The 15,501-nt window shown below is 71.3% G+C and carries 16 protein-coding genes; 6 read left to right on the top strand and 10 right to left on the bottom strand.

Annotated features, from left to right (window positions below):
* Window positions 1–227 precede the first annotated feature (227 nt).
* Complete coding sequence (gene htpG / locus ACFVT2_RS14895) at window positions 228–2,129, bottom strand: molecular chaperone HtpG (RefSeq protein WP_390016962.1); 1,902 nt, start codon at window positions 2,127–2,129, stop codon at window positions 228–230.
* Window positions 2,130–2,215: 86 nt separating this feature from the next.
* On the opposite strand from htpG, the gene ACFVT2_RS14890 reads away from it, so the two are divergent.
* Window positions 2,216–2,740, top strand: a complete 525-nt coding sequence (locus ACFVT2_RS14890; protein ID WP_390016960.1) for a hypothetical protein — start codon at window positions 2,216–2,218, stop codon at window positions 2,738–2,740.
* Between the two features lie 13 nt (window positions 2,741–2,753).
* Here ACFVT2_RS14890 and ACFVT2_RS14885 read toward each other — a convergent pair whose 3' ends face one another.
* Window positions 2,754–3,665: a helix-turn-helix domain-containing protein gene (locus ACFVT2_RS14885; RefSeq protein ID WP_390016957.1), complete on the bottom strand. Its 912-nt coding sequence runs from the start codon at window positions 3,663–3,665 to the stop codon at window positions 2,754–2,756.
* A gap of 126 nt (window positions 3,666–3,791) precedes the next feature.
* Window positions 3,792–4,028, bottom strand: coding sequence for a DUF397 domain-containing protein (locus ACFVT2_RS14880; protein WP_390016955.1), 237 nt, complete (start codon window positions 4,026–4,028; stop codon window positions 3,792–3,794).
* A 198-nt stretch (window positions 4,029–4,226) separates the two neighbouring features.
* Here ACFVT2_RS14880 and ACFVT2_RS14875 point away from each other — a divergent pair, with 198 nt between their 5' ends.
* Window positions 4,227–4,754, top strand: a complete 528-nt coding sequence (locus ACFVT2_RS14875) for an ATP-binding protein (RefSeq protein ID WP_390016953.1) — start codon at window positions 4,227–4,229, stop codon at window positions 4,752–4,754.
* A 32-nt stretch (window positions 4,755–4,786) separates the two neighbouring features.
* Here ACFVT2_RS14875 and ACFVT2_RS14870 read toward each other — a convergent pair whose 3' ends face one another.
* Window positions 4,787–5,629 (bottom strand): SAM-dependent methyltransferase, encoded by an 843-nt coding sequence (locus ACFVT2_RS14870; RefSeq protein WP_390016950.1) that lies wholly within the window; start codon window positions 5,627–5,629, stop codon window positions 4,787–4,789.
* Window positions 5,630–6,234: 605 nt separating this feature from the next.
* Between ACFVT2_RS14870 and secD the strand changes: the two genes are divergently transcribed.
* Both secD and ACFVT2_RS14860 read left to right on the top strand, forming a co-directional pair.
* Complete coding sequence (gene secD / locus ACFVT2_RS14865; protein ID WP_390016948.1) at window positions 6,235–8,577, top strand: protein translocase subunit SecD; 2,343 nt, start codon at window positions 6,235–6,237, stop codon at window positions 8,575–8,577.
* A gap of 48 nt (window positions 8,578–8,625) precedes the next feature.
* Entirely contained in the window at window positions 8,626–8,949 is a 324-nt protein-coding gene (locus tag ACFVT2_RS14860; protein ID WP_390016946.1) for a hypothetical protein, read from the top strand.
* A gap of 52 nt (window positions 8,950–9,001) precedes the next feature.
* On the opposite strand, the gene ACFVT2_RS14855 is transcribed toward ACFVT2_RS14860, so the two are convergent.
* The 6 genes from ACFVT2_RS14855 to ACFVT2_RS14830 form a co-directional block, all read right to left on the bottom strand.
* Window positions 9,002–10,225, bottom strand: a complete 1,224-nt coding sequence (locus ACFVT2_RS14855) for a cytochrome P450 (protein WP_390016943.1) — start codon at window positions 10,223–10,225, stop codon at window positions 9,002–9,004.
* A 200-nt stretch (window positions 10,226–10,425) separates the two neighbouring features.
* A complete protein-coding gene (locus tag ACFVT2_RS14850) occupies window positions 10,426–11,307 on the bottom strand; it encodes an alpha/beta fold hydrolase (protein WP_390016941.1) in 882 nt (293 codons plus the stop codon).
* On the bottom strand, window positions 11,304–11,735 hold the full coding sequence (locus tag ACFVT2_RS14845; RefSeq protein WP_390016939.1) for a helix-turn-helix domain-containing protein: 432 nt from the start codon (window positions 11,733–11,735) through the stop codon (window positions 11,304–11,306). Before ACFVT2_RS14845 ends, ACFVT2_RS14850 begins: the two co-directional genes overlap by 4 nt.
* Before the next feature lie 131 nt (window positions 11,736–11,866).
* Window positions 11,867–11,989, bottom strand: a complete 123-nt coding sequence (locus ACFVT2_RS14840) for a hypothetical protein (RefSeq protein ID WP_390016936.1) — start codon at window positions 11,987–11,989, stop codon at window positions 11,867–11,869.
* Window positions 11,986–13,227, bottom strand: coding sequence for an amidohydrolase (locus tag ACFVT2_RS14835; RefSeq protein ID WP_390016934.1), 1,242 nt, complete (start codon window positions 13,225–13,227; stop codon window positions 11,986–11,988). Before ACFVT2_RS14835 ends, ACFVT2_RS14840 begins: the two co-directional genes overlap by 4 nt.
* A 208-nt stretch (window positions 13,228–13,435) precedes the next feature.
* Complete coding sequence (locus tag ACFVT2_RS14830; protein ID WP_390016931.1) at window positions 13,436–13,645, bottom strand: hypothetical protein; 210 nt, start codon at window positions 13,643–13,645, stop codon at window positions 13,436–13,438.
* Between the two features lie 57 nt (window positions 13,646–13,702).
* On the opposite strand from ACFVT2_RS14830, the gene ACFVT2_RS14825 reads away from it, so the two are divergent.
* Both ACFVT2_RS14825 and dhaL read left to right on the top strand, forming a co-directional pair.
* Window positions 13,703–14,479: an IclR family transcriptional regulator gene (locus tag ACFVT2_RS14825; protein WP_390016928.1), complete on the top strand. Its 777-nt coding sequence runs from the start codon at window positions 13,703–13,705 to the stop codon at window positions 14,477–14,479.
* Window positions 14,480–14,799: 320 nt separating this feature from the next.
* The gene (gene dhaL, locus ACFVT2_RS14820; RefSeq protein WP_390016925.1) at window positions 14,800–15,489 is read left to right on the top strand and encodes a dihydroxyacetone kinase subunit DhaL; all 690 of its coding nucleotides are present in this window, start codon (window positions 14,800–14,802) and stop codon (window positions 15,487–15,489) included.
* Window positions 15,490–15,501: the final 12 nt, after the last annotated feature.

The following is a 15,501-nucleotide window of genomic DNA, read 5'->3' as shown; positions in this document are numbered from 1 at the left end:
TCCACCCGGCAGGCGGACGAGGGGAGCGTGACGACAGGACCCGGGGGGGGCCGATCCCCATACGTCGGTAGACCCGCGCAAGAGGGTCCGCCAGTAGGTCATCGGATGCATGGACACCCCGAGTGATCACGAAGCGTGAAGAACTTCATGATCGGGGAGTTGGCCCGCACCCCTTCTGTCGCCCACTGGCGGACGCCCTCATCCCCCTGTCGCGGAGCGGGGGGTGATCACAGGGTGCGTTCCAGGCGGTCCGCAACCACCTTCACGAAGCGTGCGGGGTCGGCCGGCCGGCCGCCCTCCGCCAAGACGGCCAAGGAGTACAGCAATTCGGCGGTCTCGGTGAGGTCGGAGCGGTCCTCGCGTTCCCGGTACGCCTGGTTCAGGCCCTTCACCAGCTGGTGGTCGGGGTTGAGTTCGAGGATGCGCTTGGTGCGCGGCACTTCCTGCCCCATGGCCCGGTACATGTTCTCCAACGCCGGTGTCATATCGTCCGCGTCCGCGACGACGCAGGCCGGCGACACGGTCAGGCGCGACGACAGGCGCACCTGCTTGACGTCCTCGTCCAGCTGCTCCCCCATCCAGTCGAGCAGGCCCGCGTACTCCTCGGCCTGCTTCTCCCGCTCGCCCTCGGACTTCTCGTCCCCCTGCGTACCGAGGTCGATCTCCCCCTTGACGATCGACTGCAGCCGCTTGCCCTCGAACTCGCCCACTGCGTCGACCCACACCTCGTCGACGGGGTCCGTGAGCAGGAGTACCTCGATGCCCCGCTCCCGGAGGGCCTCCACGTGGGGGGAGTTGTCGATGCTCTGCCGGGACTGGCCGGTGATGTAGTAGATGTCCTCCTGCCCGTCCCGCATCCGCTCCACGTACTGCGCCAGCGTGACCGTCTCGTCCTCGCCGTACGTGGTCGCGAACGACGACACCGCGAGCACGGCGTCACTGTTGTCGGAGTCGGTGACCAGCCCTTCCTTCAGCACGGCGCCGAACTCCCGCCAGAACGTGGCGTAATGCTCGGCGTCGTTGGCCATCATGCTCTTGATCGACGACAGCACCTTCTTCGTCAGCCGCCGCTGCATCATCCGGATGTGCCGGTCCTGCTGAAGGATCTCGCGGGAGACGTTGAGCGAGAGGTCCTGCGCGTCGACCACGCCCTTGACGAAGCGGAGGTACGGCGGCAGCAGCTCCTCGCAGTCGTCCATGATGAACACGCGCTTCACGTACAGCTGCACCCCGCGCTTGTAGTCCTGCGTGAACAGGTCGTGCGGGGCGTGCGACGGGACGAACAGCAGGGCCTGGTATTCGAAGGTCCCCTCGGCCTGCAGCTGGATGGTCTCCAGCGGTTCGCGCCAGTCGTGGCTGATGTGCTTGTACAGCTCGTGGTACTCGTCCTCGGACACCTCGTCGCGGGAACGCGCCCACAGCGCCTTCATCGAGTTCAGCGTCTCGGGTTCGGCCGGCCCGTCGTCCTCGCCCGCCGGCTGCCCGACCAGCTTGACGGGCCAGGTGATGAAGTCCGAGTAGCGCTTGACGATCTCCTTGATCTTCCACACCGAGGTGTAGTCGTGCAGCTGGTTGTTGGGGTCGGCCGGCTTGAGGTGCAGCGTGATCGAGGTGCCCTGCGGCACGTCGCCGGTCTCCTCCAGGGTGTAGGTGCCCTCGCCGCGGGACGTCCAGCGGGTGCCCTTCGTCTCGCCCGCGCGCCGCGTCAGCAGGGTGACCTCGTCCGCCACCATGAAGCCGGAGTAGAAGCCGACGCCGAACTGGCCGATCAGCCCCTCCGCGCCGGCGGCGTCCTTCGCCTCCCGCAGCTCCCGAAGGAACTCGGCCGTGCCCGAGTTGGCGATCGTGCCGATGAGCTGCCCGACCTCGTCGTACGACATCCCGATGCCGTTGTCCCGCACCGTGAGCGTACGGGCGTCCTCGTCGATCTCCAGCTCGATGTGCAGGTCGGAGACGTCAGCGTCGAGTGAGTCGTCGCGCAGCGCGGCCAGGCGCAGCTTGTCCAGCGCGTCGGAGGCGTTGGAGACGAGTTCACGGAGGAAGACGTCCTTGTTCGAGTAGATCGAGTGGATCATCAACTGGAGCAGCTGACGGGCCTCTACCTGGAACTCAAACGTTTCGGTCGGCATGGTGGGCGTTTACCTCACTTGGTCCGTGGATCGCCGGTAACTGACGCCGTCACTGTAATGAAGAGCGTCCGCCAGCAGGTGATCGGATGGGTGCACAGCGGTGTCACGAGTCTGCGGCAACCGGTCCGCTTCGTGCAACGAAAGGATCACGCGGCGGCTCGTACATCGTCACCGACCGCCGCCCCACGGATTCCGCCGACTACGGGCGTACCAGCACCTTCTTCCGCTTCCCGCGCGGCGACCACCACGACTCCGTACAGCGGTTCCACGCCGAGGACATCCGCTTCGAGGTGCGCGGCCCGGACGCCGTGGTGATCGACTGTGCCTGGGACGGCGGGACGGTGCACTTCAACGACTGCGACGACACCGCGCCGGCGTTCCGCCCGTTCGCGAAGGACAGCCATCCGCACCGCTACCGCAGCGGCTCCCGGGGCGCGTTGGTCCGCTACGACTCGTGCGAGCTGTCCGGGCGGCACCTCTACGAGCAGGACGGCGAGGGCCCCCGCGCCCGCTACGACATGCGCCTGCTGCGCAACCACGCCCCGGAGGACTTCATCGCGGGTGCGGGCGCGGGCGCGGGGATACGTTTCGTCGACTGCCTGGGGCCGTGACGCGGTGGCCGGGTCAGGCGAGCTGGTCGATCAGCGAGGCGAGGAAGGCGGGGGTGTCCTTCGGGGTGTTTGCCTCGGTGCACAGGCGGTCCATGACCGCGGCGTACTGGTCGACCGACTCCTGCTTGTCCAGGTACAGGGCGCTGGTCAGCTGCTCCAGGTAGACCTTGTCGGGCAGCTCGCGTTCGGCGAACCGCAGGATGCTGAACGGTGCACCGGCCGCCGCGTTCGCCCCCACGCTGAAGGGTGCGATCTGTAGCGTCACGTTCGGCATCTGCACCGCCTTGAGGAGGTACCGCAGTTGGGCGGCCATCACCTCGGTGCCGCCGAACGGCCGGCGCAGCACCGCCTCGTCGACCACCGCCCACAGCCGTGGGGCGTCCGGCCGGGTCAGCAGCCGCTGGCGTTCCATCCGCAGGGCGACCAGGCGGTCCACCTTGGTCTGCGGCGCGTTGGGGTAGCCGATGCGGGTGACGGCGTGGGCGTATTCCTCGGTCTGGAGCAGGCCGGGCAGGAACTGCACCTGGTAGGTCCGGATCAGCGCGGCGGCTTCCTCCAGGCCGAGGTGGAGTTCGAACCAGTCTTCAAGGACGTCGCTGTACTCGTGCCACCAGCCCGCGGAGTTGGCCTGGTCGGCCAGCTCGAAGTAGTCGTCCCGACGTTCCGGGTCGAGTACCTGATAGAGGGTCAAAAGGTCGGCCAGGTCCGGTCTCTTGAAGCCGACTTGTCCCCGTTCGAGACGGGTGATCTTGGCGTGAGAGCCACGGATGGCCTTGCCCGCGTCTTCGCGTGAGATGCCGGCGCCGGTGCGCAGTTTTCGGAGCTGGGCTCCCAGCACGATGCGCGCGGCGGTGGGCCCCACCTGCGGTTCTTGCAGGTAGCGCGCTATCGACAGCTCGCCTTCCGGCCGCCTCATCGCGGTCATCCCAACTCCCGTGAGCGACAGTGTTGATACCCCCAGTGTCGCACTTACCGGCCGTCAGGTACAGAAATGCGCCATCGACAGCGACGGGGGCGGTCCCGCCGCGCGACGGGCCCGCACCGCGTCCGCTCAGCCCAGCATCGCGTCGAAGTCGCCGTCCTTGGCGCCGCCGACGAACGCGGCCATTTCCGCACGGGTGTAGATCAGTGCCGGCCCGTGCGGGTCGCGGGAGTTGCGGACCGCGAAACCGCCGTCGGCCAGCGCGGCGACCTCGATGCAGTCGCCCCCGGGCGCGCTGCGCCGGCTCTTCCTCCAGACCGCACCCTCGATCAGGTCCGCGGCCACGCCGTTGTCGAACTGCTGCATCCTGCAACTCCCTTGCTCCACACACAAGCCTCTGACCAGGCATCACATGCATCCGCACGGGCGGCTGCACTTACCGATGCAATTACGTTCGACTCGAATGTAATTGCAGATGCACTTGCAGCGCCAGCGGCCGCCGGGGATAGTGGTGTCGGATCACCCGTTCGTAACGAAAGTCCGAGAGGCGCCACGGAGTTCGTGATGACAACCCACCGGGCAGGTCCGGCTGCCGCCCTCTTCCCCACTCAGCCGCTCAGCCGCTGGCTCGTGCAGGCGCCGCGCGACATCCGGCTCGACGAACACGCCATCCAGCCCGCCGGACTGGCCGCCCGCGCCCTCTCGGCGGACGGCAGGGCGGCTTCGGAGGCGCGGCGGTTCACCGGGGCCACACTCAGCGGTTGGCACCTCAAACCCCTCGTCGACAACGCCGCACTGATCGTCTCGGAGTTGCTCTCCAACGCCCTGCGGTACGGGCTCGCCAAGCCCACCGGGCCTTCGCGTGCGGCGGCGCCCCATCAGCTCTGGATGGGACTGCTGCGCTGCCGGGACCTCGTCCTGTGCACGGTCTGCGACCACAGCACGGACGTACCGGTGCTGCGGGAGCCCGACTACCTGGCCCAGAGCGGTCGCGGGCTGCACATCATCGACTGCCTCAGCTCGTCATGGGGGTGGACCACGCCGACCGCGGCCGGCAAGGCCGTCTGGGCGGCGCTGCCGGCCACGGATTGACGCCTCGCCCCGCGCCGGGTCGATGACGTGGGTCAGCTCTTGCGGCCGAGCCCGGCGTACAGCGGAATGTCCGCGTCGGGCCAGGCGGCGGCGCCCACTTCCACGGCGTCCGGGCGCCAGCGGTGCACCACCGTGAGGCCGGGGTCGACCAGGTCCAGGCCGTCGAAGAAGCGCAGTACCTCGTCCCTGCTCCGCGCGTTCACGTGGGAGCCCTTGGCCTCGAAGTTGTCCGAGACCTCCTTCAATGCCTGCGGCTTGAAGTCGGCGGTGACGTACGTCAGGGCCAGGAAGCTGCCCGCGGGGAACTCGCCCATCAACTCCCGGACGACGGCGTAGGGGTCGCAGTCCGTCGGGAGCCAGTGCAGCACGGCGATCAGGGTGAGGGCCACCGGTCGGGTGAGGTCCAGTGTCTGCCGCAGGGTCGGGTTCTGGAGGATCTCCCGGGGGTGGCAGAGGTCTGCCTGGACGTAGGCGGTCCGGCCCTGCGGGTGGCTGGTGTGCAGGGCGCGTGAATGCGCCAGCACGATCGGGTCGTTGTCGGCGTAGACGACGCGGGCCTGCGGCACCGTCTCCTGGACGATCTCGTGGAGGTTGGGGGAGGTCGGGATGCCGGTGCCGATGTCCAGGAACTGCCGGATGCCGGCCTCGGCCGCCAGATGGTGGGCCGCACGCTGCATGAAGGCCCGGTTCTGGCGGGCGATCGCGCCGGCGTTGGGCAGCGCCGCAAGCGTCTGCTCGGCCGCCTCCCGGTCGGCCGGGTAGTTGGTCTTGCCGCCGAGCAGTACGTCGTAGACGCGGGCGGCGTGCGGCCGGTCCGTGTGCAGGTCGATCGGCTGTTGGGGCCGGGCCCCCATCCAGTCCTCCGGCACCGCCATGTCCTGGTCACCCCTCGCTCGTGCTGCCTTACGCCCCCCGCAACTGCCGTTTCTACCTTAGTGCGTTGGCCCATGCGGTCACGAAGCGCCGACGGGCCGCGGTGTCGTGCTGCCGTGCTGCCGTGCGGGGAGCCGGGCCCTGTCTGGCAGCAGGCGCGGCCGACATGGCACAGTGTCGGTAAGGGAGGGTTTGCGTACTGTGTCTGCTCACGTGGCGCATCGGCGCCGATCCGTCCTGCTCGCCGTCCTCGCCGGGGTCGCGCTGCTCATGCCGGGGCTCGTCGGCGCTCCCTCCGCGACGGCTGCCGCGTCCGCGTCCGCCGCGGCCTGCGTGCACCACACTGCGCCCCAGGACACCGTCGACCGCGGCCTCCCCCACCTCGCCTGTCCGACGACCCGTCACCTCCCCACTCCCGCACCGGCACCCGGCGCCCTGCCCCCGTCCCTCGGCGGGGGCCCGCCGCGCCGTACGGTCCGCTCCGCACTGCCCGGCGCCGTCGCCGCCGACTCGCTCGGCTACGCCGGCCGGTGCCGGGACCGGGCCCCGCCCGTGCCTCCAGCCGCTCCGCATATCCACCCGTCGGGGCCGCACCCGCGGCCCACGCATGCCTGCTGGAGGCACCTTGACCCGCGCCACAAGGGTGCGGGCGCTGTTCGCGCTCGCGATCCTCGCCCTCTCCACGTTCCTCGCACTGACCCAGCCCGTACGGCTCGGTCTCGACCTGCGCGGTGGGACCCAACTCGTCCTGGAGACCCGCGACTCCCCCACTGCCAAGGCCGACCGGGACGCCACCGACCGCACCCTGGAGGTGCTCCGCCGCCGCGTGGACGCCCTCGGGGTGAGCGAACCGCACCTCGCCCGGGCCGGTGAACACCGCATCGTCGTGGATCTGCCCGGCCTCGACGATCCCGACGATGCTGCCGAAGTCCTCGGACGCACCGCCCAACTCTCCCTCCATCCGGTCCTGGGCACCGCCCCCGGATCCCCGTCCACCCCCGCCACCCCCGGCGACCGCAGCAGCGTTCTCCCCGATGACTCGGGCACCCCGCTGCGGCTGGGCCCCGCGGCCCTGACCGGCGCCGAAGTGCAGCGCGCGAAGGCCGAGTTCGATGCGCAGGACGGCAGCGGCTGGTCCGTCGGGCTGAGCCTGCGCGGCACCGGCGAGCGGGCCTGGGCCCAGCTGACCGGCAAGGCGGCCTGCGCGGCACCGCACGATCCGGCCCGGCGCGCGGCGATCGTCCTGGACCGCGAGATCATCTCGTCGCCGCGGGTCGAGACGTCCGTGACCTGCGGGGTCGGCATCACCGGCGGTACCACCCGGATCACCGGCGGCTTCGACCAGCGCACGGCGCACGAGCTGGCGCTGCTGATCAACGGTGGGGCGCTGCCGGTGCCGGTGGAGATCGTCGAACAGCGCGCCGTCGGCCCGACCCTGGGCACCCTGGCGATCACCTCCAGTGCCCAGGCGGCGGTCATCGGGATCGCGCTGACCGCCGCGTTCCTCACCGTCGTCTACCGCCTGCTCGGCGCGCTCGCCACACTGGCCCTGGCCTGCTACGCGCTGATCTCCTACGCGGCGCTGCTGGCCCTGGGCGCCACCCTCACCCTCCCCGGCCTCGCCGGTTTCGTCCTGGCGATCGGGATGGCCGTGGACGCCAACGTGCTGGTCTTCGAGCGCGCCCGGGAGGAGTACGCGGCGGGGCCGGACACCCGTCCGCGGACCCTGCGCAGCGCCCTGGCGGCCGGCTTCCGCAACGCGTTCAGCGCCATCGCCGATTCCAACGTCACCACCCTGCTCGCGGCGGTGCTGCTGTTCTTCTTCGCGTCCGGGCCGGTGCGCGGCTTCGGCGTCACCCTGTGCATCGGGGTGGCCGCCTCGATGGTCAGTGCGCTGCTGGTCACCCGGGTGCTGGCGGAGTGCGCGGTCGGGCTCCGGCCGGTCCGGCGCCGCCCTCGCCTGACCGGTCTGACCGGACTCGGCCGGGTCCGGTCCTGGCTCTCCCGTCGTCGGCCGGACCTGATGCGCCACCGGCGCCGCTGGTTGGCGTTGAGCGGCGTCGCCCTGCTCCTGGCCACGTTCGGCATCGCCGTCCGCGGACTGGACTACGGCGTGGAGTTCACCGGTGGCCGGATGATCGAGTACACCACCACCCGGCCGGTCGACGCCGAGCAGGCCCGCGCCGCGCTCGGCACCGCGGGCCTCGACCGGGCCCAGGTCACCACCTCCGGCGAGGGCACCCTGACGGTGCGCACCGAACGGCTCTCCGCCGAGGAACTGACCACGGCGGGCCGGGTCGTCGACGAGCTCGGCGGCGGAGCGCAGAAGGTGCGGGACGAGCTGATCGGCCCGAGCCTGGGTGGCGAACTGCGCCGCGGTGCGCTGCTGGCTCTCGGCCTCGCCCTCGCCGCGCAGTTGGGCTACCTCGCCATGCGCTTCCGGTGGACGTTCGCGCTGTCCGCCGTGGTCGCCATGGCGCACGACGTCATCGTGCTCGTCGGGGTGTTCGCCTGGCTCGGCAAGTCCCTCGACGGCGTCTTCCTCGCGGCCCTGCTCACCGTCATCGGGTACTCCGTCAACGACTCGGTGGTGGTCTTCGACCGGGTACGCGAACTGCGGGCCGCCGGGGGCGGGACCCCGTTCCCGGAGCTCGCCAACACCGCGGTGCTACAGACCGTGCCACGCACCGTCAACACCGGTATGGGAGCGGTGTTCATCCTCGCCGCGCTCGCCGCGCTCGGCGGCGATTCGTTGACCGACTTCGCGCTGGCCCTGCTGATCGGCATCGCGGTCGGCACGTACTCGTCGGTGTGCACCGCGACGCCGCTGGCGATCGTCCTGGAGCGGCGCGGTGGGACGACGTCCCGGCGGCCGGACCGCCGTGCGACCCGCCGGCCCGGCGGCCGCCGGGAACCCCGGGAACGCCGCGACAACGGTGCCCGCGTGTGACGGCCGACCAGCCCCGCCGGTCGCCACACGGCTGACGTGCGGCGCCCGGTGTCCGCCACCTTGTGGGCGAGCGTGCCCGCGGAGCGGTTGCCCGAGGCGGTCCGGGTGCCGCTCACGCTCCCCGAGGTCCGGCTGCGCTCCGCGGGGACCGGTCCGCAGAACCTCCTCCTCACGGTGTGGCTGCACACCGTGGCGGACGTCCAGCGGCTGGAGACCCAGCTCGGCGAGCGGCTGTCGCAGTTGGTCCTGCGCGACCGCTCGGTCCTCCTGCGGCAGACCAAGTTGATGGGGCGGCTGCTGGACGCGCGGGGCAGGGTGACCTGGGTGATCCCGGTGGGCCCGTGGGCGGACGGCCACTTCGCGGGGGCGTGATCCTTCCCCGCGGTATCGGGAGGCGTGGACGTCCGGTGTCAGGCGGAGTCGCTCATCCCCGGGCGCTTCCGAGACGTAGCCGTAGCTGCCGCGGCCCGCGAGTGAAGACGCCCGCGTCGGCCGGTGCGGTGTCGTCCGCGAACCCCAAGTCGGGGAAGGCGTCGAGGAGTTGGTTGACGCCGGTCTCGACCTCGGCCTTGGCCAGCAGGGCGCCCACGCAGAAGTGTCGGCCGAGGCCGAAGGCGACATGCTGTGCGGCGGCGCTGAAGGCGTTGGCCGGGGTGAGGTCGGGACGGAACACGTCGAACGCGTCGGGCCGGGCGTAGCGGCGGGCATCGCGGTTGGCGGCGCCGATCAGGCAGGTGACGGTGGCGCCGGCGGGCACGGTGCCGCCGCTGAGGGTGACGTCCGCGGCAGGCTGCCGCATGATCATTTGGATCGGTGGGGTGTGGCGCAGCGTCTCGGCGAAGGCCGCGGGTATCAGCGAGCGGTCGGCGCGGACCACGGCGAGTTGGTCGGGGTGGGCGAGCAGGTTGCGGACGATCAGGGCGAGGGCCTTGTCCGTGGTCTCGCCGCCGGCGGACAGCAGCAGGCTCACGAACGCGGTGATGTCCTGGTCGTTCATCCGGACGCCCTCGACCTCGGCGGTGCACAGCCGGGAGAGCAGGTCGTCGCCGGGCGCGGCACGCCGTTGCTGGATGATCGGGTGCAGGTAGGCGGCGAGTTCCTCCCCCGCGCGGCGACCGGCCGCCGCGATCCCGGGGTCCTGGGCGAGGTTGGCGATGAAGGCGACGACCGCGGTGTACCAGTGGTGGAAGCGGTCGTGGTCGGCCCGGTCCAGTCCGAGCATGTCGACGATCACGTTGATCGGGAGGCGGGTGGCGAACTGCCCGACGAGATCCGCCTCTTGCGCGCCGCGGAAGGCGTCGATCAGCTCGCGGGCGTTCCGTTCGATGATCGGCAGGAACGTTTCGCGCAGTTCCCGGCCGCGGAAGGCGGGGGCCACCAGGGCCCGGTGTACGGCGTGTTCGCGGCCGCTCATCTGCGGGAGGGTGCGTCCGCCGTGTGCCGGTTCGAGTTGCCAGATGTAGTTGTCGCTGGTGAACACCGGCTCGCGGAAGGCCCGCTCCACGTCGTCGTAACGGGAGATCAGATAGCTGCCGGTGCCCTCATGGTGCAGCAGTGGGTAGTGCTCGCGCAGCACGCGGTACGCCGGGTAGGGGTCGGTCGCGAACTCTGGTGACAGGATGTCAGGAGCCTGCGGGATGCTAGTCACGACGCGTGACGCTAAGGCCCGGTCCGGGGACCGTCCAGAGAGCCCCCAGGGTGCGCGGGGGCGCAGGGGGCGCATGACCGACCGCCGGTCCACCCGGCGCCGGATGCCCGCTCCGGGCGGCGCATCGGAACCACATCCGCCCTCGGGGCGGCCGCGGTTCCGATGGCGTCGCCCTCGGCGGGCTCCGGCGTCCGGCCTCCTCAGGCGCGCAGGAACTCCTCGATCGTCCTGGTCTGGCCGAGGATGGCGTGGCCGACCTCGGGCAGCAGGTGCACCGTGGCCCGCGGTACGCACGCGCGCACCCGCCGAGCGGTCTCGGCGGAGTCGAACAGGGCGTCCCGGCCCCCTGCGATCACCAACACCGGCATGCCCAGTCGACGCAGCACCTCGTCGGGGAAGACGGGCAGCCGTTCGGTACGCGCCTTGAAGTGCGTGAAGATGAGGACCACCGTGTCGAGAACGGGCTGGAGCGCGGGATCTTCCAGCCCTGCCCCCGAGCGCACCGAACGGCGGACACCCTTGCGTCCGAAGGCGCGCAGCAGCAGGAACTTGAACAGCCAGCCCATCTTCTGCCGTCCCACACCGCCCGGGCACAGCAGCGCCAGCCGCGTCACCCGCTCCGGCCGGCGACTGGCGTAGTCCAATGCCAACCACCCGCCGAGGGAGGTCGCCACCACGGCCGCAGTGGAGATGCCGAGCCCTTCCCACACGTCGTCCAGCCACTCCTGGAAGGCGTCCGAACCCAACGGCGGCCGGCTGGGCGCGCTCAGGCCGGGTTCACCGATGACGTCCACGGCGTAAGTGCGGAAGTGCTGCGACCAGGACGCGATGTCGCCCTGCCACATCGTCGCGTTGGCACCCGAGCCGTGCAGCAGCACCAGGGGCGGCGCGTCCTTCGGGCCGGAGACGACGACGAAGGTCTCGCCCTGCCGGGTCGGCACCCGCACCCGCTCGGCCGGCACCGGCCAGGCGTCCAGTGCCTCCCGGTAACGCCGCAGGATCTCCGCCGCCCCGGCCTCGGATTTGTAGAGCGCGCTCGTCCCCGCGCTCGTTCCGGTGTCTGTTCCCTCGCTCGTGCTCACGACGCGAGTACCCCCTCCATGTAGTCGAACAGCCGGGCCGTGTCGGCCAGTCCGCCCAGGACGATGACCTTCATCCGGGCCCGGTCCCTGTCGTGGACCGTCTCGATCCGCAGAGGTCGCTCCCCCGGCCCGCGTGCGGCGGCCGAGGTCATCAGGATCGTGGTCAGCCGGTCGACCGTCCGAGGGTCGATGTCCTCGATCTCCACGATGCTCGATACCTCGGTATGGCGCTGCCGCCCCGCCATTCCGCTCTCGGGCGCGGGCACCGGGCGGCCGGTGAAGGTCTCCAGGTCCTCGTGCGCGATGCGGTACTGCTTGCCGATGCGGACCGCGGGGAGGCGCCCGTCGCGCACGTAGTTGCGGACGGTGCGCGCATGCAGGCCCAGCCGTTCGGCCACCTGCTCCACGGAGTACAAACGATCACTCATGAAAATACCCTAACCTTCCCTATCGGCAACACCAATAGGGAAGGTTAGGGAAAATGAGGAAGGTGAAGGAGGGTGAAGGAGGGTGAAGGAGGGCGAAGGAGGGCGAAGGAGGGCGAAGGAGGGTGGTGGGGTCAGTCAGGGCAGCCGATCTGTCTGTCTGTCACGCTCAGGGCCGCCTCGTCGTCGACGCCGATCTGACTGTCTGTCACGTTCAGGACTGCCTCGTCGTCGTCGCAGGCGATCCGTCCACTCACTGGCAGAGGGCTCCGTCGCGGGCGACCACCCGGCCGGCCCGGACGACCATCCGTCGGTGCGGCACGTCCACCACTGCCTGGGCCAGGCACTCACCCTCGACGAGGAGGAAGTCGGCGGGCGCACCGGGCGCGAAGTCGGCCGTGGGCAGCCCGACGAGCGCGGCCCCGTCGTGGGCGGCGGCCAGGTAGCACGCGTCGAGTTCCTCGTCGAGGCGGGCGCCGGTGCAGTACCCGAGGAGGTGGGCGCGGTGCAGCATGTCCGCGTTGCCGAAGGGGCTCCAGGCGTCGCGCACGCCGTCGGAGCCGATGCCGACCCGCACCCCGTGGGCGCGCAGCCGTCGGTGCGGCAGGACCGACACGGAGTCGGGGGCCACCGTGGTCAAGGACACGCCCGCCGCGGCCAGTTCACCGGCCAGTGCGTCGAGCTCGCGCGGGCCCAGTCCGGGGATGCAGAAGACATGGCTGACGGTGACGTGGCCGCCCATGTCCAGGGCGCGGGTGCGCGCGATGATCTCGCGCAGCGGGGTGAGGCCGCGCTCGCCGCGGTCGTGCAGGTGGATGTCCACCCCGAGGCGATGGCGTTCGGCGAGGTCGAAGACGGTGTCCAGGTGCTCGGGGTTGTCGTCGAAGCCCGCGGGGTCGATGCCGCCGACGAGGTCGAGCAGGCCGTTGCGGGCCGCCTCGTCCAGCAGCGCATCGGTCCCCGGTGCCTGGCGCAGGCCGTGCTGGGGGAAGCCGACGATCTGGACGTCGAGGACACCGGCGAGGGCGTCGCGCGCCTCGTTGACGCCGGCGAGGGCTTCGAGTCCGTAGGCGGGGGCCACGTCGGCGTGCGCGCGCATGGCACGGGTGCCGGATGCCGCGGCGTGGGCCATGAGCCGGTGCGCCCGCACACCGACCGGGGTGGGCAGGGACCGGTAGAGCTCGACGTCCTGTTGCACGTGATCGGCGATGCTGTGGGCGGGGCGGCGGCGGGTCTGCCAGGGCTCGCCCCAGGAGGTCTTGTCGGGGTGGATGTGCGCATCGACGAGCGAGGGCAGCGCGAGCATGCCACCGCAGTCCACCTCCTCGGCCGCCGACCGGGGACCCGGCCCGGCGGCGCCACCGTCGGCCGCACCGAGCACTCCGCCGATCACGCCGTCGATCACGGCCAGGTCGACGGGCGGGCCCCCGAAGGGCCGGATGTCGCGGAAGACGACGGTGTGGGGGTGGGACTGCTCGGCGCTCGGTGAGGTCATGGTGACGGTCCGCAATTCTGTCGGGGCACGGGTGGTGGACGGCGATGTCTCCACCTTGATCGACGGCGGCCTGCGGGGCAATGACGCAGTGCCGATGGCGGCTATTGGTGCCGTCTATGACTGTCGGTGGCACGAGCAGCGGCCGGCGCCCCGAAGGGGGGTGACTGGGGTTTCCGGGACCGCGCGGCGCCGGCAGCCGGCCGCCCGGTCAGAACTTGCCGATGTTCCGGGCCTCTTCCGTGGCCCGGGCGACGGCGGGCGGTGCGGTACCGGTCGCGGCGGTGACGGCGGCCGCGACCACGGCCCCGGTGACCCCGCCCCCGGCCATCCCAGCGGCCATCCCAGAGGCCAACGACCGTACCCCCAGCGCGATCTCCGCACGGTGCGGCACAAGTACGATGCCAACCAGCGGTGTCATGAACGAGGACCCTACGGCTCGGAACGCCGTTCAGCAATACCGACCAAGGAGTGGTTCATGGTCCAGGCGGTGCACAGGGCGATCCACGTACTGCGGGAACTCGCCACGGCGACACCGCGCTTGGGCGTAACGGAACTGGCCGACCGGGTCGGCGTCGCCAAGCCGACCGCCCACGCACTGCTGCGCACCTTGGAGGCGGAGGGGCTGGTCGTACAGGACCGCGAGACCGGCAAGTACCAGCTGGGGCCGGGCCTGGTGACGCTGGGCAACGCCTACCTGGACTCGCACGAGCTGCGGACCCGCGCGGTGACCTGGGCCGACCGGCTGGCCGCACAGGCGGACGCGGCCGTCTGGGCCGGCATTCTGACGGACGGCCAGGTCCTCGTGGTCCACCACGCGTTCCGGCCGGGCGGGGCGGTGCAGGTCCTGGAGACGGGGGCCAGTCTGCCGTGGCACGCCTGCGCACTGGGGAAGGCGATCGCGGCCTTCCTGCCGGCCGAGGGTCGCACCGCCCTACTGGCGGGCGCATTGCCGCCGGTCACCGGCTTCAGCCTCGACGATGCGGCGCAGCTGGAGGCCCAGCTGGACCGGGCGCGCGAGACCGGATACGCGGTGGACGAGAACGAATTGACGCTCGGCGACGCGGGGATCGCGGCGCCCGTCTTCGACCGCACCGGCGATGTGGTCGGCGGACTGGGCCTGGTGGGCCCGGTGGAGCGCCTGATGGCTGAAAATGTCCGCCAGGAACACGCCATTGCGGTGCGCGAGGTCGCCCGCAGCCTGTCCCGGGATCTCGGCGCACCGCGCAACGGGGGTCTGCGTGCCCGTGGTTGACGCCGGCTGACGCGCTTCCGCGCCCCACACCGCCCGAAGGCCCCGTCCCCGTCGCACCATCCCGCTCCGCCGGCGCGTCACCGCCGGTTCATCAACGTGTCCGCCGCAGGCCACCGTTGGCCCTGCGAACCGTCAAGCCTGCGATCACTTGTGTGGGAAAACCTTGACGCGGTCGGGGTCGCTGCGTTTTGCTTCCTATCGATGTTCGGTAATGCCGAACGCCTTTCGGAAACGTGTTGGCAATCCGGTAGCCGCCCACCACTGCGGCACGGGGGATCGAAGGAGCGCCTGCCATGCGGGAGCCTACGGGGGAGCCCGAGATGTTACTGGGCCGTGCGGATGCGCCCGGCCGGGACGTGGCCGACCATTCCGTCGCCCTCGACTGGCTGCGGCGCGTCAGCACGGCAATGCACCACCACCAGGACCACCTCATCCGACTCGACTCGGCCATCGGGGACGGGGATCACGGGGCCAACATGGCCCGTGGCTTCGCCGCGGTACGCGTCACGCTCGACGCCCCGTCCCGTCCGCCGACCTCGCCCGGCGCCACACTGGTCGCCGCGGGCAAGACGCTCCTCTCCGTGGTCGGAGGCGCCTCCGGGCCCCTGTACGGGGGCGCCTTCCGCACCCTGGGCGAGGCCCTCGGCACCGCGCCGGAGGTCAACACCCTGCGGTTCGCGGCCGGCCTCACCGCCTCGTTGGCCACCCTGCAGCGGCTCGGCGCGGCCGTACCCGGCGACAAGACCATGATCGACGCCTACTCCCCCGCGGTCAGCGCCTTCCGGGCCGCCGCGGAGTCCGGCGCCGGCTTCCGCGCTTCCGCCCGCGCCGCGGCCCGGGCCGCCGAGGACGGTATGCACGCCACCGTCCCGCTCCAGGCCAGGAAGGGCCGGGCCGCGTACCTGGGGCTGCGCAGCATCGGCCACCAGGATCCGGGCGCCACCTCGACCTGTTACGTCTTCCGCGCCCTCGCCGAAGCGGCGGGGGCACCGGCGGCCCCTTTGCCGTGACCGCGTGGCCAC

The organism is Streptomyces sp. NPDC058000 (genome assembly GCF_042886435.1).
Taxonomy (GTDB): domain Bacteria; phylum Actinomycetota; class Actinomycetes; order Streptomycetales; family Streptomycetaceae; genus Streptomyces.
The sequence above is the reverse complement of the archived record's forward strand: the minus strand, read 5'-3'. Positions and strand labels throughout refer to the sequence as shown.